At 71.0% G+C, this 22,177-nt stretch carries 17 protein-coding genes; 5 read left to right on the top strand and 12 right to left on the bottom strand.

Going from position 1 to position 22,177, the window contains the following annotated elements; translation table 11 throughout:
* Positions 1 to 25: 25 nt before the first annotated feature.
* Both ABH920_RS35745 and ABH920_RS35740 read right to left on the bottom strand, forming a co-directional pair.
* The gene (locus ABH920_RS35745) at positions 26 to 952 is read right to left on the bottom strand and encodes a hypothetical protein (RefSeq protein WP_370353685.1); all 927 of its coding nucleotides are present in this window, start codon (positions 950 to 952) and stop codon (positions 26 to 28) included.
* Positions 953 to 1,229: 277 nt separating this feature from the next.
* On the bottom strand, positions 1,230 to 3,485 hold the full coding sequence (locus tag ABH920_RS35740) for a hypothetical protein (RefSeq protein WP_370353684.1): 2,256 nt from the start codon (positions 3,483 to 3,485) through the stop codon (positions 1,230 to 1,232).
* A gap of 188 nt (positions 3,486 to 3,673) precedes the next feature.
* Between ABH920_RS35740 and ABH920_RS35735 the strand changes: the two genes are divergently transcribed.
* Together ABH920_RS35735 and ABH920_RS35730 are read left to right on the top strand one after the other, a co-directional pair.
* The gene (locus ABH920_RS35735) at positions 3,674 to 4,651 is read left to right on the top strand and encodes an aldo/keto reductase (RefSeq protein WP_370353683.1); all 978 of its coding nucleotides are present in this window, start codon (positions 3,674 to 3,676) and stop codon (positions 4,649 to 4,651) included.
* 52 nt (positions 4,652 to 4,703) lie between these two features.
* Positions 4,704 to 5,705 (top strand): aldo/keto reductase, encoded by a 1,002-nt coding sequence (locus ABH920_RS35730; protein WP_370353682.1) that lies wholly within the window; start codon positions 4,704 to 4,706, stop codon positions 5,703 to 5,705.
* Positions 5,706 to 5,738: 33 nt separating this feature from the next.
* Here the strand turns inward: ABH920_RS35730 and ABH920_RS35725 are convergent, their stop codons facing one another.
* Positions 5,739 to 6,635 (bottom strand): helix-turn-helix domain-containing protein, encoded by an 897-nt coding sequence (locus ABH920_RS35725; protein ID WP_370353681.1) that lies wholly within the window; start codon positions 6,633 to 6,635, stop codon positions 5,739 to 5,741.
* Between the two features lie 122 nt (positions 6,636 to 6,757).
* On the opposite strand from ABH920_RS35725, the gene ABH920_RS35720 reads away from it, so the two are divergent.
* On the top strand, positions 6,758 to 7,585 hold the full coding sequence (locus ABH920_RS35720) for an SAM-dependent methyltransferase (RefSeq protein ID WP_370353680.1): 828 nt from the start codon (positions 6,758 to 6,760) through the stop codon (positions 7,583 to 7,585).
* 111 nt (positions 7,586 to 7,696) lie between these two features.
* On the opposite strand, the gene ABH920_RS35715 is transcribed toward ABH920_RS35720, so the two are convergent.
* Positions 7,697 to 8,419 carry a hypothetical protein gene (locus tag ABH920_RS35715; protein WP_370353679.1) on the bottom strand — a complete coding sequence of 241 codons (723 nt, stop codon included), beginning with the start codon at positions 8,417 to 8,419 and terminating at the stop codon, positions 7,697 to 7,699.
* Positions 8,420 to 8,818: 399 nt separating this feature from the next.
* On the opposite strand from ABH920_RS35715, the gene ABH920_RS35710 reads away from it, so the two are divergent.
* Positions 8,819 to 9,985 (top strand): glycoside hydrolase family 105 protein, encoded by a 1,167-nt coding sequence (locus ABH920_RS35710; RefSeq protein WP_370353678.1) that lies wholly within the window; start codon positions 8,819 to 8,821, stop codon positions 9,983 to 9,985.
* 60 nt (positions 9,986 to 10,045) lie between these two features.
* On the opposite strand, the gene ABH920_RS35705 is transcribed toward ABH920_RS35710, so the two are convergent.
* The 7 genes from ABH920_RS35705 to ABH920_RS35675 are packed head-to-tail and all read right to left on the bottom strand — an operon-like array spanning position 10,046 to position 17,044.
* Complete coding sequence (locus tag ABH920_RS35705) at positions 10,046 to 11,416, bottom strand: alkaline phosphatase family protein (RefSeq protein WP_370353677.1); 1,371 nt, start codon at positions 11,414 to 11,416, stop codon at positions 10,046 to 10,048.
* A complete protein-coding gene (eboE, locus tag ABH920_RS35700) occupies positions 11,413 to 12,582 on the bottom strand; it encodes a metabolite traffic protein EboE (protein WP_370353676.1) in 1,170 nt (389 codons plus the stop codon). The genes ABH920_RS35705 and eboE overlap by 4 nt, the downstream gene beginning before the upstream one ends.
* Before the next feature lie 2 nt (positions 12,583 to 12,584).
* Positions 12,585 to 13,445 carry a TatD family hydrolase gene (locus ABH920_RS35695; RefSeq protein ID WP_370353675.1) on the bottom strand — a complete coding sequence of 287 codons (861 nt, stop codon included), beginning with the start codon at positions 13,443 to 13,445 and terminating at the stop codon, positions 12,585 to 12,587.
* Between the two features lie 50 nt (positions 13,446 to 13,495).
* A complete protein-coding gene (locus ABH920_RS35690; protein ID WP_370353674.1) occupies positions 13,496 to 14,119 on the bottom strand; it encodes an EboA domain-containing protein in 624 nt (207 codons plus the stop codon).
* Entirely contained in the window at positions 14,116 to 14,958 is an 843-nt protein-coding gene (locus tag ABH920_RS35685) for a sugar phosphate isomerase/epimerase family protein (RefSeq protein ID WP_370353673.1), read from the bottom strand. Before ABH920_RS35685 ends, ABH920_RS35690 begins: the two co-directional genes overlap by 4 nt.
* On the bottom strand, positions 14,955 to 15,848 hold the full coding sequence (locus ABH920_RS35680; protein WP_370353672.1) for an SCO3242 family prenyltransferase: 894 nt from the start codon (positions 15,846 to 15,848) through the stop codon (positions 14,955 to 14,957). Before ABH920_RS35680 ends, ABH920_RS35685 begins: the two co-directional genes overlap by 4 nt.
* Positions 15,848 to 17,044 (bottom strand): inositol-3-phosphate synthase, encoded by a 1,197-nt coding sequence (locus tag ABH920_RS35675; RefSeq protein ID WP_370353671.1) that lies wholly within the window; start codon positions 17,042 to 17,044, stop codon positions 15,848 to 15,850. Before ABH920_RS35675 ends, ABH920_RS35680 begins: the two co-directional genes overlap by 1 nt.
* Positions 17,045 to 17,315: 271 nt before the next feature.
* On the opposite strand from ABH920_RS35675, the gene ABH920_RS35670 reads away from it, so the two are divergent.
* Positions 17,316 to 19,931 carry a PQQ-dependent sugar dehydrogenase gene (locus tag ABH920_RS35670; RefSeq protein WP_370353670.1) on the top strand — a complete coding sequence of 872 codons (2,616 nt, stop codon included), beginning with the start codon at positions 17,316 to 17,318 and terminating at the stop codon, positions 19,929 to 19,931.
* A 130-nt stretch (positions 19,932 to 20,061) separates the two neighbouring features.
* On the opposite strand, the gene ABH920_RS35665 is transcribed toward ABH920_RS35670, so the two are convergent.
* Complete coding sequence (locus ABH920_RS35665; RefSeq protein WP_370353669.1) at positions 20,062 to 21,972, bottom strand: hypothetical protein; 1,911 nt, start codon at positions 21,970 to 21,972, stop codon at positions 20,062 to 20,064.
* Between the last annotated feature and the right edge of the window lie 205 nt (positions 21,973 to 22,177).

The following is a 22,177-nucleotide window of genomic DNA, read 5'->3' as shown; positions in this document are numbered from 1 at the left end:
TTGAGATCGGGCGGCCCTTCGCGCCTCACCCTCCGCTGACGCTGCTCGACACCAGCCGCAGAGGCATCGCGCCGACGCTCCACACCGCGGCGTCCTGGTTCGCGAAGGTCTGGTTGGTCACGGAGAGTTGGAGTTGGCCGTCGCTGATCGTCGAGGTGACGGTTGGCGCCTCGTAGACGACGTCGTCCAGGACGACGGCGAAGCGGTTGGTGCCGTCGGAGTCCTGCCCGGACGCCGCCGTGGCGGTCAGGGCGGCCATCGCCGAGGCTCCGGCGTCGTCGAGGGTGATGTCGACCTCCCATGCGCCGTTGGACTGGCTTGTCTGGACCTTGCTGACGTCCTTGCCGGACAGGGCCGCCGGGCCCATCAGGTACTTCTGGATTCCGACCCCGGCGCCCGAGCTCTGCGCGCACGCCGCGAGGTAGTCGGCGGGGGCGGCGAGCGGTTTGGTCGGGTCGCTCCAGGTGCAGTCCAGGGCGCCGAAGGCGTCTTCGGCCTTCTTCTCGGCCGCGCCGGACGGGGTCGGCAGCGGTGTCTTGACGCCGAGCACCGGCCGGAACAGGAGCGTGCCCTGGCCCGCCAGTGCCTTCAGCTGCGCGGCCTGGTCGGCGGTGCCGGTCACCGTGATCTGGCCGTTCGCGCTGGTGATGGTGTCGGAGCCGCCGGCCATCCGGGCCGTGCGCACCCGCAGCAAGGCGACGATCTGGTTCAGGACGGCGTCGGAGACCGGCTGCGCAGGTGCGAGCACCACGACCGCCTGGCCGCCTGACGACGACGCGCTGTCCGTTGTGCTCACCGGTGCCGTGGATGTGAGGAAGGCGGGCAGAGAGCTCGTCGCCGAATCCGCGGCGCCGGATGTTCCGGTCGCAGGCTCCTGCGCCACCGGCGACCCCGAACCCCCGCACGCCGCGAGCGGTGCGGCGACCGCCAGGACCGCCGCGCTTCGCACCATCCGTGCCAGTCGCACGTGTACCCCCTGGGACCTTCGCCGAGCGCCGAGTCGGCGCCATTTGAACGTTCGCATGACCACACGAGGATACCGGGGCGCCGATGGCGAAGCCGCGCGAGTTTCGCCACTTGCCTGTTGCGACAATCAGCCCGATCCCGAGCCCGATCCCGAGACAAGTTCGCGCCGCTTGGCCGCCATCAGAGCCCGCGCATCCTCGACCACCGCGATCAACGGAGCACCATCGCCGGCCGGAACCGACGCCTGCACCGCCGGCTCGGCCTCAGCCCGATCCCGAGACGAGTGCGCGCCGCTTGGCCGCCATCAGAGCCCGCACATCCTCGACCACCGCGACCAACGGAGCACCGTCACCGGCCGCGACCGACGCCTGCACCGCCGGCTCGGCCTTCGCCAGCGTCCCGACCCGCGCCAGCTCCAGCGCCCACACGGCTTCCGGGCCGGCGGCCGCGGCGAGCGCCGCGTAGGCGAGGGCGCGGTGGCCTGGGTCGACGGTTTTGATGACGGGGGCCAGGGCCGCGTGGATCTGCTCCGGGTCGCCGGTGACGAGGGCCGGCGCGACGGTGTCGGCGCCGGGGGCGGTCTTTCGCAGGTGGGCGGCCAGTACCGGGTGCAGGCCACCGGCGGCGTGCGAGCGCAGGAGCGCTGCCAGCCGCAGGTCATCGGTGGCGCCCCGGCGGATGAAGACCTCGGCGAGGACCCTCGTCTCGACAGGATCGCGGAGCAAGAGGCGCCACAGCGTGCTCTCGTCGGTCGCGGTGTTGTGCGCCAGGCTGCGTCGCATGTCCGACGTGCCCTGCGGGCCGAACGCGAACCTGATCAGGATCGGCGCCAGAGGACTGCGATCGAGCATCTGAGCCACGGCGCCGGCGATGTACGGCTCGTCGGGCACCGCCCGCAGGATGTCCGCGAGCGCGGCCGGCGGTGCCAGGGACACCAGGGCCACGATCGGGTCGACGGTGCGTGCGTGGCGGGTCGCCGAAGGCGGTGCCGCTGCCTGGGGCTGGCGGTCAGGTGCCGACGACCCGCCGCCGGTCACCGCCGTCGCCGAAGCCGCCGAAGCCACCAACTCCGGCAGCGTCCCACCCCAGCTCACAACCCGGCCCCACAGCGCGCCCCACGCCGCCGGCTCCTCCCCCAGCACCGACAGCACCGCCGTCGCCTCCGCGCGTATCCGGTCCGCCACCCACGCCAGCCCGCGCTCCGGAATCGCGTACCGTCCCCCGTCGAAGCAGTGGTGCGCAGCCGTGTCGCCCGGTACCAGCAGCGCCAGCGTCTCGGCGGCCGGCCGCACCGTCGCGACCACCTCGGCCGCGGTCAGCGCCCCGGTCACCAGGCCGCGCCGCACGAGCTCGGCGAGCGCCGCGTGGCGGTCGATCGCCGGCAGCCGGTCCACGGCGGCCAGCGCCCGACGCAGGGCCTTGATGTCGGGCCGCGGCCGCAGCCACAGCGCGCGGGGGTAGCAGTCCTCGAGGACGGCGCGCACTTCGGCGGGCATGTCTTCGCGCATGGCAGCCGCATCCACACCGGAGTCGCCGTGGTAGCCCCGGATGTCGCGGGTCGAGTCCGGAAGGTCCTGTACTCGACGGAGCACAGCGTCCCAATCCGGCGTCAGGCGCTGGAATCGGGTCCTGTCCTCCTCACGCAACGCCTGGAAGAAGTCCCTCGTGCCGTAGCGCATGGGTGTCAGTCCACCGCGCCGGACCGGGTCGGCACCTTCACCCATCCGGAAGACCTGCTGCCAATTCATCTGCGCGGAGCTCGCCTTACCTCTGGCGTGCTGCTCGACGGCCGCGCGCACGCCGGGCCACACCTCGCCCCGCAATCCGTTCTCGAGCACAGTCGCCAAGGCGTACTGCGCGGCCCACGGACGGCCCAGCCGCACCGCCGCGTCCAGGGCGGCACGCGCCAGCCGCACATCCTCGGCGACGGCCGCGGCATCCACCAGCTCGCCGAGCGGAACGCCGCCCTTCGGCTCCGCGTCCACCAGCGCATCGAGCGCGGTCACGAGCAGTGTGAACAGAAGCGTGTCGATGACCGGCCGCCCATCCCGTCCTCGCCGGTCCGCCACGATCGCGTACCGCGCCGGCCAGACGACCCGCGACGCCGAGGCGAGGAACAGAGTCCTGTCGACCTCGGGATTCGCGAGGCGGAGCAGAGCCCTGATGATCGTGTCGGACCCGACGACGGTCCGACCCGCCGTCGCCGCCTCCGCGAGCGCGACAGCGGCTTCGGCCTCGGCCTCGGCCTCGGAAGAAGCGGAAGAAGCAGTAGTGGCAGGAGAGGCAGGAGAAGCTGCGGCGGCGAGCACATGATCGGTGACAGCGACCGCGAGGGGCAGCTTCGCAGCCCGGATCCCCGCGCCCATCTCACGATCGGACAGCCCGGCGAGGAACGCGCGGGCGTCCGTGTAGGGGACGGTGTGTTGCTTGTCGAGGTTCGGCACACGACCGGCCGGCGTCGCCGCCTCCGCGCCGTCCACCGTCCTGTCCCGCCGACGGATCTTGCCAAGCCTGATCATCCACAGCACTTTAGGCAGTACCTCCCGACGTCAATGCCGGTACAACTGCCGTCGTCCCACCCCGCCGCCCTGACAGGTACGGCGTGCCAGGTAGTGCCAGGGCCTCCCACGCGACGCGCCGGACGTGTTCGATGGCAGTGAGATCGAAATGCGATCAAAATGATCAAACTGGGAAGGCGGGCAACGACATGGACAAGCGACTCCTGGGCAGCGGCGGGCTGGAGGTCTCCGCGGTGGGGCTGGGGTGCATGAGCCTGCACACGCGGGAGGACGCGCTGCCGCTGATCCGGCGTGCCGTCGATCTGGGCGTGACCTTCTTCGACACCGCTGAGGTGTACGGGGCGCGAGCGAACGAGGAGTTCGTCGGTGAGGCACTGGAACCGGTGCGGGACCAGGTGAAGATCGCGACCAAGTTCGGGTTCGAGGTCTCGGACGGGCGGCCGGCGGGGCTGAACGCGCTGAACAGCCGGCCCGAGCACATCCGCGAGGTCGTCGACGGCTCCCTGCGCCGGCTGCGGACCGACCACATCGACCTGCTCTACCAGCACCGGGTCGACCCCGATGTGCCGATCGAGGACGTCGCCGGGACCGTCAAGGAGCTCATCGCGGCCGGCAAGGTCGGGCATTTCGGCCTGTCCGAGGTCGGGGTGGAGGTGCTGCGGCGCGCGCACGCCGTGCAGCCGGTCACCGCGCTGCAGAGCGAGTACTCGCTGTGGTGGCGGGAGCCGGAGCAGGAGATCCTGCCGGTGCTGGCCGAGCTCGGCATCGGGTTCGTGCCCTTCAGCCCGCTGGGCAAGGGGTTCCTCACCGGAAGCATCACCTCGTCCGCCGATGTGTCCGGGGCGGGCGACCGGCGGACGATCTTCCCGCGCTTCGCCGACGAGACGATCCAGGCCAGCCAGGGCCTCGTCGAGCTCCTGCGGCAGGTCGCCGAGCGCCACGGCGCGACGCCCGGGCAGGTCGCGATCGCCTGGATCCTGGCGGTGCAGCCGCACGCGGTGCCGATCCCCGGCACCCGGCGCATCGAGCGGCTGGAGGAGAACGTCGGCGGGGCCAGCGTCACGCTCACTGGCGAGGACCTGGCCGAGATCCAGAACGCCGCCGCGGCGTTCGAGCTCACCGGGGACCGCTACCCGGAGGCCATGCAGAAGCTCATCAACCGCTGAGCCGCCCGGCGAATCAGCACAGACCACACCCCCGCGACAGCAAAGGAACCCCATGGACTACACCCGCCTGGGAACCTCCGGCCTCCAAGTCAGCCGCATCGCCCTGGGCTGCATGAGCTTCGCCGCCGGCGAAGACCGCCGGGGCCCCTGGATGCTCGACGCGGACCAGGCCGACCCGATCTTCCGGCAGGCCGTGGAGCTGGGCATCACCTTCTGGGACACCGCCAACGTCTACGGCCGCGGCTCCAGCGAGGAGATCACCGGCCAGGCGATCCGCCGCTACACCAAGCGCGAGGACGTCGTCCTGGCCACCAAGCTCTTCGCCCCGATGGGCGAGGGCCCCGGCGGCCGCGGCCTGTCCCGGCGCGCGGTGTTCGAGCAGGTCGACGCCTCGCTCAAGCGTCTGGACACCGACTACATCGACCTCTACCAGATCCACCGCTTCGACCCGGACGTGCCGGTCGAGGAGACCATGGAGGCCCTGCACGACGTCGTCAAGGCCGGCAAGGCCCGCTACCTCGGCGCCTCCAGCATGTGGGCGTGGCAGTTCTCGAAGATGCAGTACACCGCCGAGCTGCACGGCTGGACCAGGTTCATCTCCATGCAGGACCAGTACAGCCTGATCATGCGCGAGGAGGAGCGCGAGATGTTCCCGCTGCTCGCCGACCAGGGCGTCGGCTCGATCCCGTGGTCGCCGCTGGCCGGCGGCCTGGTGACCCGGCCCTGGGGCGAGACGTCCACGACCCGCGGCCAGAGCAGCCCCAAGACCGACTCGATCGGCACGCCCCTGTTCCTGGACAGCGACCAGGGCACCATCGACGCGGTCCAGAAGATCGCCGAGGCGCGCGACGTCCCGATGGCCCAGGTCGCGCTGGCCTGGGTGCTGCGCAATCCGGTCGTGGCCGCGCCGATCGTCGGGGCGACCAAGCCGCACCACTTCACCGACGCCGCCGCCGCTTTGGATCTGCGGCTCACCGACGATGAGGTCGCGGCGCTCGAAGAGCACTACACGCCGCGCAAGCCCACGTACTACGGCACGCCGTCAGGCTACTGAGTCGCGAGCACCGCCGGCGCCGATGGCGCGCCGTCACGGCCCCTTGATCACGTCGTCGAAGAGCGCGATCGTGTCCGGGGCCGCGATCGCGTCCAGGCACAACTGATCCATCACCGTCGCGTAGACGTCGAGGTCGTCGGCCTTGTCCAGGTAGGTGGCGCTGGTGAGCTGCTCGAGATAGACGATGTCCGGCAGCGCCGCCTCCGGGAAACGCAGGATGCTGAAAGGCCCGGCGCCCGCGTCGGCGTACCGCGGACTGCGACGGGACGGCACCACCTGCACCGTGACGTGCGGCAGCCGGGACAGCTCCAGCAGGTACTCCACCTGCGCCCGCATCGGCTCGCCGCGCCCACCGGGCGGGTGGCGCAACACGGCCTCGTCGAGCACCGCCCACACCTTGGGCGGACGCGGCCGCCGCAGCACCCGCGCCCGGTTCATCCGCAGCGCCACCCGGCGCTCGACCTCGACCGGATCGGCCAGCGGGTTCCCCAGCCGGATCACCGAGCGGGCGTAGTCCTCGGTCTGCAACAGGTCGGGGACCAGGCGGGTCTGGTAGCAGCGGATGACCGAGGCGGCGTCCTCCAGGCCGAGGTAGGCCTCGAACCAGCCGGGGACGACGTCGGCGAACTCGTGCCACCAGCTCTGCGCGTTCGCCTGGTCCATCAGCTCCAACAGCATGGCGCGCTCGGCTTCGTCGCAGACCCCGTACAAAGTCAGCAGATCCCTGACATCACGCGGCTTGAAGCTGATCCGCCCCAACTCCATGCGGCTGATCTTCGAATCGGAGCCCCTTATCGCATAGCCCGCCGAAGCCCTGCTGATGCCCGCGGCCGTGCGCAGACGGCGCAACTGGGCCCCCAACAGGATCCGGGGGACCGTCGGGTTTCCCAGGCTGTTGTCAAGGGCCTGCTCGCCACGATCGGCCGCCATCTGCGTCCCCTTCCCTGCACCCACCACTGTACCCACAACCCCTCAACCCATGAACACGCACGGTGCCGGGAAACTGTGTTAGGAATAAGAGTGTCAGAGCCCGGAGATAGAAAGAAGCCACGATGACCGGCGAGCCCGAGATCCCTGAGGCACAGGACATACCCAGGATCGACACCACCGTGCCGCATTCGGCCCGGGTCTGGAACTACTGGCTCGGCGGCAAGGACCACTACGCGGTGGACCGCGAGGCCGGCGACCAGTTCGCCGCCGTCTACCCGGGGATCTTCGACCTGGCCCGGCTCTCCCGGTACTTCCTCGGGCGCGTCATCCGGCACCTCGCCGGCGAAGTCGGCATCCGCCAGTTCCTGGACATCGGCACCGGGCTGCCGACCGCCGACAACACCCACGAGGTCGCCCAGCGGGTCGACCCCGAGGCGCGCATCGTCTACGTCGACAACGATCCGCTGATCCTGGCGCACGCCAACGCGCTGCTGATCAGCGACCCGCGAGGGGCCACCGCCTACATCGAGGCGGATCTGCTCGACCCCGACACGATCATCCGCGAGGCGCGCCAGACGCTGGACTTCGACGAGCCGGTCGCGCTGATCCTGATGCAGGTGCTCGGGCACGTGTCGAACGCCGACGACGACGCGCAGGCCAGGGCGATCGTCAATACCCTGATGCAGGCGCTGCCGCCGGGCAGCTATCTGGCGCTGAACGAGAGCGCCGTCACCAACGAGGCGAACGCGAAGGCCACCGCGCTCTACAACGAGAGCGGCGGCGCGCCGTACTACCTGCGCGAGCCCGAGCAGATCGTCGGGCTGTTCGACGGCTTGGACGTGCTGGAGCCCGGCATCGTGCCGATCCAGCTGTGGCGGCCGGATCCCAACCCGTTCGGCGAGCCCGCCGATGTCGGGGTGTGGGGCGGGACGGCGCGCAAGCGGGACTAGTAGTGTCTTAGAACCCTGTCGCGTTGATCGCGCCGCGCCGGGATGATCTCGGTGTGGCGCGTGGGGACTTGGCCAGCCCGAAATCCAGACCGGGTCCGAGAAGTCGAGTGCTCAGCCGGTGGCCGTCTTCCCGAGCTTGGCCTCGATGGCCTTGGCCTTGCCAGCCAGGTCGTAGCCGTCCGCGTGGGCGGAGACGGACGAGTCGTACCTCACGTCAATGACGACGTCGCCGTACCGCACCCACAGCTGGGTTTCGAAATTCTCGGGGTTCTGCAGGCTGACGGACGTGACGACGATCTTGATCGCCTGGTCGCCGAGCCCGGGGACCGGCTGCTCGCGGGTTACGTCCGTGGTGGTGGCCTTGTTGTCGTCCGTGTACTTGAAGGTCCCGCAGCTGTCCATCTTCTTGGCGATGTCGGTCATCATGGTGGCCGCGTCGCCGGGGCCGTACTGGTAGATGTTCTGCAACGCTATGTCGCCCGTGTGCGAGTCGACGATGTCCTCCACGGACGCCACCGCGCCGTTCCGTGCGGCGCCCGTGCCGAACGCGACCGTGCACGGCTCGGACGGGATCTGGGCGATCGTTCCGAACCCGCTGGTCTTGACGAGCGGCCCGTCGACGATGTCGGTCCAGCCGCTTCCCCAGTTCGACGCGTCCAGCAGCGCGGCCTTCAGCTGGTTGCCGTCGAAGGGGCCGGCGCTGCGAGCCGTGGTCGGGGTCGCCGCCGGCTTCGGATGCGACGTCGCCGCCGTGCTGCCGGACGTCCCACACGCCGCGGTGCCGAACGCGACGGTGAACGCCGCGGCGGCGAGCCCGATGTTCTTGGTGTGCACTAAGGACTCCGTGATGTGAGCGCTTCTTTCGATGACGCAGAATCCTGCGTGCCATGAGCCCCACGAGTTTCGCATCCCGCCGGTCGCCCCACATCGGTGGAACCACGCAGTCGGCCACGTAAAAACAAAGCCTCGGCTGAAGAGGGCCACCGTGCAGACCACCGCCATCAACGACTGGCTGTGACCCCACTTCTCAAACACGCCCTACGGCGGGTTCGCCCGACCCGCCTCGCCGACCCACGTCACGGCCTCGATTCGCCGCCCCGCTCCGCCGTTTCGATCGTCACTTCGGCGTGAGCCTTCGCGGAAGAACGTGTAAGGATCCTTGACAGGAATTCCCCGAGCCGATACATCGTATATCGTATGGCGATTCCGTCGACGTGTCGGAAGGGTCCTGATATGCGAAGATCCAGAGTCCGTGTTCTGCGACAGTCCCTGCTCATGCTGCTCGCCACCGTCCTGGCCGCGGCCGGTGCGCTGCCGGCCCGGGCCGCGGCGACCACCGACTGGTCGGTCGCGGTGGTCAAGTCCACGATGCAGCGCTTCACCCCGGCCACCATCGGCGGCTGGTCGTACCCCGTCGGCCTCTACCTGTACGGCCAGTACCAGGTCTACCTGCGCACCCATGATGCGGCGTATCTGACGTATCTGAAGAGCTGGGTCGACCGCTTCGTCTCCGCGAACGGCACCATCAACCAGAGCTTCAACAGCCTGGACAGCATGCTCGCCGGGCGGCTGCTGATCATCCTGCACCACGAGACCGGCCAGTCCCGGTACGCGGTCGCGGCGGCCACGATCCGCCACCGCCTGGACAGCTACCCGCGCACCGCCGACGGCGGGTTCTGGCACGCCGACACCTCCTCCCGCGCGCACCAGCTGTGGGACGACGGCCTGTACATGGTCGTGCCCTTCCTCGCCGAGTACGGCAAGGAGTTCAACGACCCGAGCAGCGACGCCGAGGCGGTCAAGCAGCTGACCGTCTACGCCAACCACCTCCAGCAGCCCGACGGCCTGCTCCAGCACGCCTACGACGAGTCCAAGACCGCGAGCTGGGCGAACCCGACGACCGGCCTGTCGCCGGAGCAGTGGTGCCGCGCGAACGGCTGGTACGGCATGGCGGTGGTGACCGCCCTGGACGACGTCCCGACCAACCAGCCGGGCCGCGCCACACTGCTCACCGACCTGAACCGCTTCGCCGCCGGGCTGCAGCAGTACCAGGACCCGGCGACCGGACGCTGGTTCCAGGTCATCGACAAGCCCACCGGCGCCGGGAACTGGACCGAGACCTCGTGTTCCAGCATGAACGCCTACACGCTCTCGCGAGGCGCGCAACAGGGCTACATCGACTCGCACTACGCCGCGCTGGCTCAAAAGGCGTACCACGGCGTGCTCGCGCGGCTCTCGATCGGGAGCAACGGCTTGACGAACCTGACGACCATCTCGATCGGGACGAACGTCGGGAACTACGCGTACTACATCGGCCGGACCCAGGCCACGAACGACTTCCACGGTCTGGGCTCGTTCCTGATCATGAACGAGCAGCTACGGACACCCACAGGATCCTGATACATGCCGAAACCTCCGACCGGTACCGAGCAGTGGCTCGGTACCGGTCGGGGGTGCGCGTCACCGCCGCGAAGCCAGCCCCAACATCAACCCCTTCACATCACTCGCCGCGAACCCTTCCCGCTCGAACTCAGGCCGCGAACACAACAGCACCGGACCGTCCTCCGCGCTGTCCGGCAACCGGCCGTGCGACCCGCGCACCGCCGAGGCGTCGAGCCCGACGACATCCATCCGGTACCGCAGCCCCGCCTTCTTGCGGGCCAGCGCCTTCGCGGCGCGCATCCGGGCCGCGTTCGGGTTCGCCGGGTCGAAGAGGAGTTCCATCGGGTCGTAGCCGGGCTTGCGGTGGATCTCGACCGTCTGCGCGAAATCCGGAGCCCGGTCGTCGTGCTGCCAGTAGTAGTACGTGAACCAGGCGTCGGGCTCGGCGACGGCGATGAGCTCGCCGGCGCGCGCGTGGTCGATCCGCAGCTTCTCCTTGCCCACCGCGCCGTGCACCTCGTCGACGCCGTCGAGCTCCGCGACGACGGCGCGGGCCCGTGCCAAATCTGCGGGGTCGGCGACGTAGATGTGCGCGACCTGGTGATCGGCGACCGCGAACGCGCGGGACGCCCACGGATCCAAGTACTCCATACCGTCCTGCGTGTGCACCTCCAGCAGCCCGGCGGCGCGCAGGGCCCGGTTGACGTGCACCGGCCTGGAGGCCGGCGTGATGCCGTACTCGGAGACGCACAGCAGGTCGTCCCCCCGCGCGCGGCAGGCCTCGATCAGCGGTCTGACAGCCGCGTCGACCTCGCGCGCGGCGGCGACGGCCCGGGGATCGTCGGGCCCAAAGCGCTGAAGGTCGTAGTCCAGGTGCGGGACGTACACCAGCAGCACGTCGGGCCGGTGCGCCATGAGGATCCGCCCCGCCGCCGCCACGATCCAGCGCGTGGACTTGATCGACGCGGTCGGCCCCCAGTAGTGGAACAGCGGGAAGTCCCCGAGCCGCCGGGTGAGCTCGTCGTGCAGCTCGGGCGGCCGGGCGTAGAAATCCGGGTCCTTGCGTCCGTCCGCGCGGTAGACCGGCCGCGGCGTCACCGTCCAGTCCGTCGCGGCGCCCATCGCGTACCACCAGCAGACGTTCGCCACGGTCGCCCCGGGCTGCTCCCGGCGCAGCACGTCCCAGAACAGCTCGCCGCCGACGAGCCGGTTGTGCTGCCGCCACAGCAACGGCTCGCCGAGGTCACGGAAGTACCAGCCGTTGCCCACGATCCCGTGCTCCGCCGGCTCCGCCCCGGTCAGCATCCCGGCCTGCACGCTGCACGTCACCGCCGGGAACGACGGCGTCAGCCGGGCCTGGAACCCGGTGTCGGCCACCGACCGCAGCGCCGGCGTGTGCCGGAGCAGCCGGGGCGTCAGCCCCACGACGTCGAGCACCACCAGCGTCACGACTCCGCCTCCAGCCCGGCCCGCACGAGCTCGGTCCGCGCCCACGCCACCTCCGAGGCGATCCCCAGCGCCAGCTCCAGGTCGTTTCCAGGGCGCGAGCCGGCGGGCAGCACCTGCCAGGTGTACGTCTCGACTTCGACGTGGTCGGTCACCGCCGTGTCGCCGCCGAACAACTCCGTCAGTGTTCTGATCAGCACCTCGTGCGTCCCGGCCAGCGGTGGGGCGATCTCGGCGTGCAGCGGAACGTGGAAGTGCACCCGCCACGGAGCGGCCCCGGGCAGGCTGTCGCCGCGCAACGCCTCGTCGAGGTCGTCGGTGCCGCGCAGTCCGCCGGCCACCGATTCCCGGGTCTGGTGCAGATAGCGCGGCTCGGCGAAGCGCGCCAAGGCAGTCAGCGTCGCCGGATCAGAGGGCTGCGACGCCTCCAGCGCCGCCGACGCCTGGAGCTTCACCACCGGGATCCCGGCAGCGGCAAGCATCTTCAGCGCCAGGGCGGGATCCTCGTGCGCGACCGCCAGATGAGCGGTGTCGACGCACACGCCGAAGTACGCGGGATCAAACCCGGCGAGCGCCGCCACCGCCTGCTCCGTCCGCTCGATGACACAGCCCGGCTCCGCCTCGAATCCGACCCGGATCACCGCGCCGGTGCGCGCGGCCAGATCCGCGAGGTGGTCCGCGACCAGGTCCACGTGCCGCCGGGCCGCGTCCCGCGCCGAGTCCGGCCACGGCTCCCGCCACGCCAGCGGCAGCGTCGAGATCGAGCCCCGGGCCGCGTCGCCGGGCAGCAGCCCGGCCAGGACCGTGGCCAGGTCGGCGGTGTACTCGGCACGGCGGCGGTCAGACCAGTCCGGCTGGTAGACGCGGTACTTCACCGCCGCGTCCCCGAACCCCGAGTAGGGGAAGCCGTTGAGCGTCACGACCTCCAGGCCGCGCGCGGCGAGCTCGGCGGCCAGCCGGGCGGTCGCGCCGGGATCGGCGGCCAGTCCGGCGGCGACCTCGCGGGCCAGCCACAGCCCGATCCCCAGCCGGTCGGCCCCGAGCGCGAGCCGCACGGGCTCGGCGTAGACCGCGAGCTGTTCCAGGACCCCGGCGACGTCCTCGACGGGGTGCACGTTCGCGCAGTACCCGAGATGCACGGCCGTGCCGTCCGCATGACGCAAGCGCACCGCTACTCCCCCGCCTCTCCACGTCGCACCGAACTGCCCCGGAAGCTCTCGGCCAACGGACCCGGCGCCTCGTCGAGCACCAGCCGGCCGCTTTGGCCGTAGAACTCGACCGGATTGCGCCACAGCACCCGGTCCACGTCCTTGTCGTCGAACCCGGCGGCAAGCATCGCCTCGGCGGTGCGGACGGTCTTGAGCGGATCGCTGCGTCCCCAGTCGGCGGCGGAGTTCACCAGGATCCGCTCGGTCCCGTGTTCGCGCAGGACCGCGACCATCCGGCGCTCGTCCATCTTGGTGTCCGGATAGATCGAGAACCCGGCCCAGCACCCCGCCTCCAGCACCGGCGCAACCGTCAGCTCATTGAGATGGTCGAGCAGCACCCGGCCCGCCGGCAGCCCCGACTCGCGCACGACGTCCAGGCTCCGCAGCGTCCCTTCCCGTTTGTCCCGGTGCGGCGTGTGCACGAGCACCGGCAGGTCGTGCCGCCGCGCCTGGTCGAGCTGGATCGCGAACACCTCGTCCTCCTGCGGCGTCATCGAGTCGTAGCCGACCTCCCCGACCGCGACCACCCGGTCCTTGGCCAGGTAGCGGTCGAGCACGTCGAGCACCTCCCGGCAGCGGGGATCGTTGGCCTCCTTGGGATTCAGCGCCAGCGCGCAGTGGTGCCGCACGCCGAAACCCGCCGCGCGGAACGGCTCCCAGCCCAGCAGGGCGTCGAAGTAGTCGACGAAGCTGCCGACCGAGGTCCGCGGCTGACCGAGCCAGAACGCGGGCTCGACCAGCGCCCGGATGCCGGCCGCCGCCATCGCCTGGTAGTCGTCGGTGGTCCGCGAGGTCATGTGGACGTGCGGATCGAAGATGCGCATCAGCGGCTCCTAAGTCAGGCGGATCAGGCGGATCAGGGGAGTCGGGGAATTCACGGGAATCGCGCGAGGATCGACCACACGTCGTCGGGAACGGTGCGCCCGGCCACGGACCGCTCCCGGACGAAGTCCCCCAGCATCCGCGCCAACTCCGCGTCGGCACGGTCGTCCAGCCCGGACACCGCGGCCAGCGGGATGCCGCAGAACACGGCTTTGAGGATCGCCTGCCGATAGGCGGACGCCGACAGATGCCGGGCGCCGTAGCGGCCGAGCGCGGCGGTGATGAGCCTGGTGTCGTTGGTCCGCAGCGCGTCCTCGACGATCGCCAGTCCGCCGTCGCCGACCTCGATGAAGTCCAGGGCCAGCAGGATCGCGCGCTTCTCGTCGGCGTCGCCGTGGTCGTAGAGGCCGTGCAGCCGGTCGGGGTCCCGCCACGCCATCGACGCCAGCACGAGCACGCGGGCCACGTCGTCGGTGCGCCAGCGATCCGGCGACGGCAACAACGACGGCAGCCGCGCGCGACCGCAGGCCCGCGCGGCGGCGGGGAACAGCAGCTCGAGTGCACCCCGGTCCCGGGCGACCTGCCGACGTGCGTCGGCAAGCCATTTCCACGCCCGGTCCGGCGCTCCGGCCTGGAAGGCGGCTTCGAGATCGGGCACTGAGATCGGGCCTGTCATGCGGATTCCGCCGCCTTCCGGAGAAACGTCAGCGATTCGGCCGCCACGCGCACGGCGGCGTGGGAATGGCGCGGCAGCTCGACGGAGACCAGGCCGGTGTATCCGGCCTCTGACAACGCCCGCAGCACCGGCGGGAAGTCGATCTCCCCCTGGCCGAACTCCAGGTGCTCGTGCACGCCTCGGCGCATGTCGTCGATCTGCACGTTGACCAGGCAGTCCGCGACCCACGCGACGCAGTCGGCCACCTGGACCGGCTCCAGGCACCGGCAGTGCCCGATGTCCAGCGTCACACCGAACCCGTCGGGGCGTCCGAGGACCTCCCGCAGCTCGGCGAACCGGTCGAGGGTGTCGACGGCCATGCCCGGTTCCGGTTCGAAGCCGAGGACGACGCCCGCCTTCTGGGCCGCGGCGAGCACCGTCTCGCAGCCCGCCGCCACCCGGTCGAGAGCCGTCGCGCGGTCGCAGTCCACTGATGCGGTCCCGCTCCAGAACGACACGGCCTGCGCCCCGAGATCGGCGGCGATCCGCACCGCGCGGGTCAGCAGATCGATGCGCACCGCCCGCCCTCCGGGCTCCTCCGACACCAGCGTCGGCTGGTGTTTGCGCCACGGATCGAGCAGGTAGCGCGCGCCGGTCTCGATGACGACGTCGAGCCCCAGCCGGTCCAGGAGCCGGGCCAGCGCCGAGACCCGCGCGGCGAGGTCGGCGGCGTAGGGGTCCAGGTGCTGGTGGTCCAGGGTCAGCGCGACGCCGTCGTAGCCGAGGTCGGCCATGATCGCCAGGGCGTCATCGAGCCGGTGGTCGGCGAAGCCGTTGGTGCCGTAGCCGAAGCGGGTCATGTCGGGGACACCTTGCGGGCCAGGCGGCGCGCGAGCGGGCCGGCCGCCGCGACCGGGAGCGCGGCGAGGGGTTCGCCGCGGCCCGCGATGAGGGACGCCTGCAACGGCATCAGGCTCATGATTCCCGCGCCGACGGCCTTGCGGACGACGTCGGCGCGGCCGTCCCGGGCGACCGCGGCCTGCGCGCCGCCGACCCGCCACGCGTACAGGCCGGCGAGCGCCGTGGCGAAGGCGCGCTGAGGTCGCGGCGCGGAGCGTCGGCCGCGACCGCGACCGAGCACGGCCAGCGCGCCGCCGGCCGCCGTGCCGCTCAAGGCCGCCGTGGTCGCGGCGACGCGCCGGGACGCGCCGTGCACCTCGCTGCGGCTGAGCACGGTGACGGCCAGGGTGTGCACGCCGACGACGGCCGCGGCCGGTGCCGCGGCGCGCAGCGCTCCGACACCCGCACCCATGAGCACGTCCAGGCTCCGGGCGGCGGCCATCGCGGCCGGACCGCAGGACCCGTCCTTGAACCCGAGGTCGTATCCCCACACGGCTGCGGCCAGCGGGGCGGCGACCGTCAGGGTCCGCACTCCCCCGGACAGCGCCGCGATGCCGAGTCCGGCGGCGGTCAGGCCCCCGGCGATGGCCAGAGCGGTCCCGGGCCGGACGCGGCCGGAGGGCAGCGGCCGTTCCGGGCGTTCGAAGACGTCGACGAACCGGTCGGCGTGGTCGTTGAGTGCCATCCCGGCCCAGTACAGGCACACGGAGGCGGCCGCCGTGCCGCAGGCGCGCGCGCCGATCGGCCGCCCGGCCGCGGCGGCTCCGGCGAACACGTCGCCGGGCACGCTGAACGCCGCCGGGGCCCGGAGCAGTTCGGCCAGTGCCCTGATATCGGGTGCCTCGGCCATCAGGAGCCCGCCACCGAGGCGGCCCAGGCCAGCAGCGCCTCGTACTGGCGCGCCAGCCCGTACTCGACGTCCGCCCCGGGGCCGGCCGGGACCGGGTCCTTGAAGAAGAACGCGGCCGGGGCGAACGCGCCGACCGCACCGCCGTCGTGGGCTCGGGCCAGCAGCCGCGCCAGGTCCAGCACCAGCGGCGCGGCCAGCGCCGAGTCGCAGCCCTGCCAGGTGAGCTGCATCGTCATCCGGACGCCGCCGAAGCCCTCGAACCCGATGTGGTCCCAGGCGGTCTTCCATCCGCCCAGCGTGGGGACGTTGTCGATGTGCGTGCGGCCTTCGACCGGCGCGCCGAGCAGCCGGTCCAGGCCGCGGCGTTTCGAGACGGTCTTGCTCGCCGCGGCTCCGGCGTCGTCGAGGGTCGCGCCGTCGCCGCCGCCGAGCAGGTTGGTCCCGGACCACGAGCGGACGCGCAGGGCACGCGAGGTGAACATCGGCGCGAGCGCGGAGACCAGCAGCGTCTCGCCGGTCTTCGCATCGCTGCCGGCGTAGGGGACGCCGGCCGACCGGGCCAACTCGTCCAGGGCGGGCAGCCGCGCGCCGGTCGACGGCGTGAAGTCCACATAGGAACAGCCGGCACGCAGCGCGGCGTAGGCGTACTGCGTGCTCGGCGCGAGCTCCGCCTCGTCCCGGTCCAGCGCGGCCTCCAACTCGGCCAGGCTGTGCTGCCAGGGCTGTTCCGCGGTCGGCGGCTCGGTCGAGGCCACGTTGACGACCACGACCCGGCGCAGCCGCCGGACGGTCCGGAACTCCTCGAGGTCGGCGATCAGGCTCCTGATGCGCTCGCGGACCGGCCGGGGGTCGTCGGCGGGCGGCGGCACGGAGCGGATCGCGGCGTCGGCCGCGCGCAGCCCGTCGGCGACCGCCGCCAGGATCCCGGCCGGGAGCACACCGTCGGCGGCGAGCTCCGCGGCCTGTTTCAGGACGCTGACGTCGCTGACGTCGTGGCCGCCGAACACCAGGTCCGCGTAGTCGGGCAACCCGGCCGCGGCGAACTCCGGCGCCGCCGTCACACAGCCGATCGGCTCCAGCAGCCCGGCCCGCAGCGCTGCGGCCCCGGCGATCGCGGTCACCGCGACCGAGCCCCGGGCACCCACCAGCCAGACCCCGGTCGCCGCCGGGATCTCGTCCGAATCCGAGAACGTCATCGCCGCCACCCTTCGACAACCCTCCGCTTGATAGTTAGGTAACTTTCCTAACCCGATGGCACGGTAGTGCCGCCCCGCAGGTGCGTCAACGTCCTGCGAACCAGATCGCACGGTAGTGCCGGCCTCCATGTGGGGTCCATGTCCTGAATTGCTGTGATCGCGGACGAATCAGACCCTTGACCGACTGGCACGTATCTCATATATTCCCCAGCGTTTCTCGTTAGTAATCTTTCCTAACTCGTCGGAACCCACCGGGTGAGGAGATCGGAACGTGCAAAGACCAGGGCTCAGAAGACCACGGACGGCAGGCCTGCTCCTGCGATCGGCGCTGGCTGCGGCCTTGACGCTGCTCGGGGTGTACGCGGTCGCCGGGAACGCGGCCGCGACGCCGCCGACCGGCTTCTCCGACACCGTCGTCGCCACCGTCACGCTGCCGGTCGGGCTGAGTTTCACCCCCGACGGCCGCATGCTCGTCACCACGAAGCCGGGCCAGCTCTACGCCTACAGCACCGCCGGCGCCCAGACCCTCGCGCTCGACGGCTCCGGCTTCATCTGCGCCAAGCAGCCCGGCCAGGACGAGCGCGGGATGCTCGGCGTCGCGGTCGATCCGGCGTTCGCCACGAACGACTTCATCTACGTGTACTACAGCCACAGCACGAACGGCAGCTGCTTCAACCGCGTCTCGCGGTTCACCCTGGACGCCACGGACCACGTCGTGGCCGGCAGCGAGAAGGTGCTCGTCGACGGCATCCAGGGCGACGGCTTCCACAACGGCGGCGACCTGGTCTTCGGCAAGGACGGCGACCTGTACGTCTCGGTCGGCGACGGGCACTGCCTGGAGGGCTGCGACCCCTCGAACCAGGCCGCGCAGGACCTGACCAAGCTCAACGGCAAGATCCTGCGGATCAAGCCGGACGGCTCGATCCCGGCCGGGAACCCGTTCAGCGGCTCGGGCACGGCCCGCTGCGACGCCGGACCCATCACCTCCGGCAAGTGCCAGGAGATCTACGCCTACGGCTTCCGCAACCCGTTCCGGATCGCCCAGGACCCGAACGCCTCCGGGACCCGGATCTTCGTGGACGACGTCGGCGAGAACACCACCGAGGAGATCGACCTGCTCAAGGCCGGCGGGAACTACGGCTGGCCGAACTGCGAGGGCCCGTGCAACCCGTCGAACCCGAAGTACGTCGACCCGTACTTCTCCTACCCCGACAACATGGGCGGCGGTCGCGGGTCCATCACCGGCGGCGCGTTCGTTCCGAACGGAGCCTGGAACCCGTCCTACAACGGTGACTACCTGTTCAGCGACTACGTGAAGAAGAACCAGTACCTGATCAACGCCGCCGGGACCAGCGGCACCGGGCTGAAGACGTTCTCGGCCGGGGCGGCCGGGATCTCGATGTGGTTCGGACCGCAGAACCCGGGCGGGACCGGCACCCAGCAGGCGCTGTACTACACCGACCTGATCGGCGGCACCGTCCACAAGGTGACGTCCGGGACGACGACGCCGAACGCCTCGTTCACCACCAACGGGGCCACCGGGCTGCTGAACTACTGCTCGACCCACGCCACCACCGCGGGCAAGCCGCCGTTCACCGTGTCCTTCGACGGATCGGCGAGCAGCGACCCCAACGGCCGCGCGCTCACCTACAAGTGGGACTTCGGCGACGGCGCCACGGCGACCACCACGACACCGACGACCACCCACACCTACACCACGGTCGGCGACTTCACCCCGAAGCTGACGGTGACCAACAGCGCCGGCGGCACGTCGGCGCCGGCGACCGGCACGGTCCGCACCGACGACGCGCCACCGGCGCTGACCATCACCTCGCCGACCCCGACCAGCACCTTCACCGTCGGCCAGACCTACACCCCGGCCGGTTCCGCGGTCGCCGGCAACGGCACCGCCCTGCCCGCCTCGGCGCTGACCTGGCAGGTGTGGCTGTTCCACATCAACCACGTGCACCCGGTGCTGGACCCGGTGGCCGGCGACGGGGCGACGTCGTTCGTCGCACCGCCGGCGGAGCAGTTCTCGGCGATCAAGGGCAACAGCCGGCTGCTGGTCTGCCTGTCCGGGACCGACGCCAACGGCGTGACGCAGACGATCGAACAGGACTTCAACCCGCAGCTGGTGCACATCAGCCTCGCCTCGCAGCCGTCCGGGCTGAAGATCGGGATCGCCGAAGACGACGTGGATCCCGGCGGCACCGTCACCACCCCGGCGACCGTCACCTCGTGGGCCGGCTACCAGCTGCACCTGACCGCGCCGAACCAGACCGACGCCTCGGGCACGGCGCAGACCTTCGCGTCCTGGTCCGACGGCGGCGCGCAGACGCACGCCGTCACCCCGACCGCCGACACGACCTACACCGCGACGTTCACGCCGAGCACGTGCTCGGCGGCGCAGTTGCTGACGAACCCGGGCTTCGAGTCCGGGGCGACCGGCTGGACCCAGACCTCGACGCTGAACCTCAGCCCGATCACCAAGGCCACCTCGGCGGAACCGGCTCACTCGGGTTCGTACGTGGCGTGGTTCGACGGGAACGGGAGCAAGGACACCGACACCATCTCGCAGACCGTCGCGGTGCCCTCGGGCTGCAAGGCGACGCTGTCCTACTGGCTGCACATCGACACGACCGAGAAGACCACGACCGCCAAGCCCGACACCTTCACGGTGCAGGCCGTGAACTCGGCCGGCACGGTGCTCGGCACGCTCGGCACCTTCTCCAACCTGAACAAGGCCTCGGGCTACACGCAGCACACCGCGGACCTGTCCGCCTACGCCGGACAGAGCATCGCGCTGAAGTTCATCGGCGCCGAGACCGACAAGAACGGAGGCACGACCAACTTCATCCTCGACGACACGTCGCTCACCACACAGTGACGCTTGCTTGAGCGAGCACAACCGGCGTCCGCCGCGTGCGGGCGCCGGTTGTGCTGCGCCGATCGAAGCCCTCGCAATACCCTGCTCGCATTACCCTGTTCGCAATACCCTGACGGTTCGGCAGGAGTCGCTATTTCGGTGCGACCCGGATCGACGCCTTCCGCAGCCAGCGCGAAGACACCCTCCGCACCTTCACCACCGGCTCGAAGGGCCGTTTCGGGGCTGCCAGCGGCACGTCGACCGGTGACTGCGGCGCCGGCCGGGCCGTGCCGTTGATCTCGGCGATGTAGTCCTCGAACACCGCCGCCCACAACGCCCGCTGAACGAGCTGCTCGTCGTTGTGGTCGCCGGTGCCGTCCAGCATCCGGCGCCAGGTCGCCAGCACCGCGGCCAGGTCGTAGGCGTCGGTCCAGGCGCCGCCCGCGGCCAGGATCCGGCCGACGCGCTCCCGGTCCGGCGCGTGGCCGAGCCGTGGCCGCAACGGCGCCTCGACCGCGCCGGGCGGCGGCTGGTAAAAGGCCTGATTCGCCCATTGCGGCACCAGATGCGCGATGAGAGTGGTGTGCAGCGCGTCCTGCTCGCGTTGCGCGGCGGTCAGGCCGAAACCGGCTTGCACGAACTCCGGGACCAGCAGCGGAACGACGGTGCCGATACGCTCCGGGACCGTGCCCCACTTCCGAGTGCGTTCGGCCGCGTAGAAGTAGTCGAGCATGCGCGCGTCGGCGAGCCCGGCGGACATGGCGGCGAGCAGATCCGCCCGGACGGCTGACTCAGAGGTCTGCAATGCCGCCGCCGATATGCCGGGTCGGCGCAGGATCCGTTTGGAGAGCTTGGCCGCGTACGCGTCCAGCCGCTGCGCGGTCGGCAGCGCGGCGATCTCCTGATGGTCCGGCGGATAGAAGTAGCCGCGGGCAATCTCGCCGGCGGCGCCGCTGACCGCGATGTAGTCGGCGCGCGTCAGCCCCGAGGGCGCGGCGGTGGCCAGCGACGTCGCGGGGCGCAAGCCGTCCTGTGCTCGATGCCAGCGCACCACGTTGGGAACGAGTTCAGTGTCGTCGGCCACCACGTGCACCTGACCGGCGGCCCCGGGCTTCGGCCGGTTCACAGTGTGCTCCGGCCGCAGGTCCGGCGGAAGCAGGGAAACCAAGTGTTCTGCGACGTCGGCCTCCCCCGGTTCAGCGCCGTTGGTCTGCAACCTGACGTCCACACCGGCAGCGAGCATCGCGGCGGCGACGAGCCGGGAGTCGCGGCCTCCGGACAGGCCGATGCTGACGCTGCCGTCGTGCATCCGCGCCAGCGAGCGCCCGAACCCGCGCAGCGCCTCGGCGGCCGCCTCGACCCGGTCCGGCCGCAGCGCGTCGCCACGACCGGCCTCGGCCCAGGCCGCGACCGCGTCCAGGCGCGTGATCTGCCGGCCATCGGCGTCGGGCCGGTAGCGCACCACGGCCCCGCCGGGCACCGCGGTCACCTTGTCGAGCGGCGTGCTGTCACCCATGAACCAGCCGGAGGCGGCGAACGTGCGCCAGCCCGCGCGGTCCGGCTCGGCGTACACGCCGGCGAAGCGCACCGCGGCCGCCGGGCGGTTCGACCACACCCAGCCGCCGGGAAAGCGCAGCTCGTACAGGCGCCCCACGCCGACGGCGTCGGTGTGCAGCGAGAGCTCAGCACTTTCCGGATCGAGCACCGCGATGACGAAGGGCGGCGTCAGTTCCAGGACCGCGTTCGGCCGCGCGCCCAACGCGGCGGCCAGCGGCAACGCAGCATCCGAAGGCTCCAGGTCGCCGACGACGCGCTCATAGCCGAGCGGCAGGTAGAGCGTCGCGACACACAGGTCGGCGCGCTCGGCCCAGGACGGCCAGCGCCACCGCGACTCGGCTTCGTCGAAGACGTAGAGACCGGTGCGGCCGGCGGCGCGGCCGCGGCGCCATACAGGAGCCGGCCACAGCGGATCGTAGTGCTCGGCGACGCGCTTCAAGCCCGCGGCAGCATCCTCAGCCGCCCTCGCTCCCTCGTCGAACGCGTACGCCAGCAATGTCTGCATGCGAAAGCCTCCCCGTGTCCGAGCCCACCTCGATAGCTCGATGCTCGATATATATCGAGTACGAGTCCATCGAGTCAACGGCCGAGTCAACGGCCGGATGCCGGGGACGGCTAGAAGGCCGATGAAAATCATGCGTTCTGACCTCGTCGTTTGGTCGGCGGGGTCAGACTGCTGTTATGCAGGGTGAGTGGACTGGTGAGCTGGT

The organism is Catenulispora sp. EB89 (assembly GCF_041261445.1).
Classification (GTDB): Bacteria; Actinomycetota; Actinomycetes; order Streptomycetales; family Catenulisporaceae; genus Catenulispora.
The sequence above is the reverse complement of the archived record's forward strand: the minus strand, read 5'-3'. Positions and strand labels throughout refer to the sequence as shown.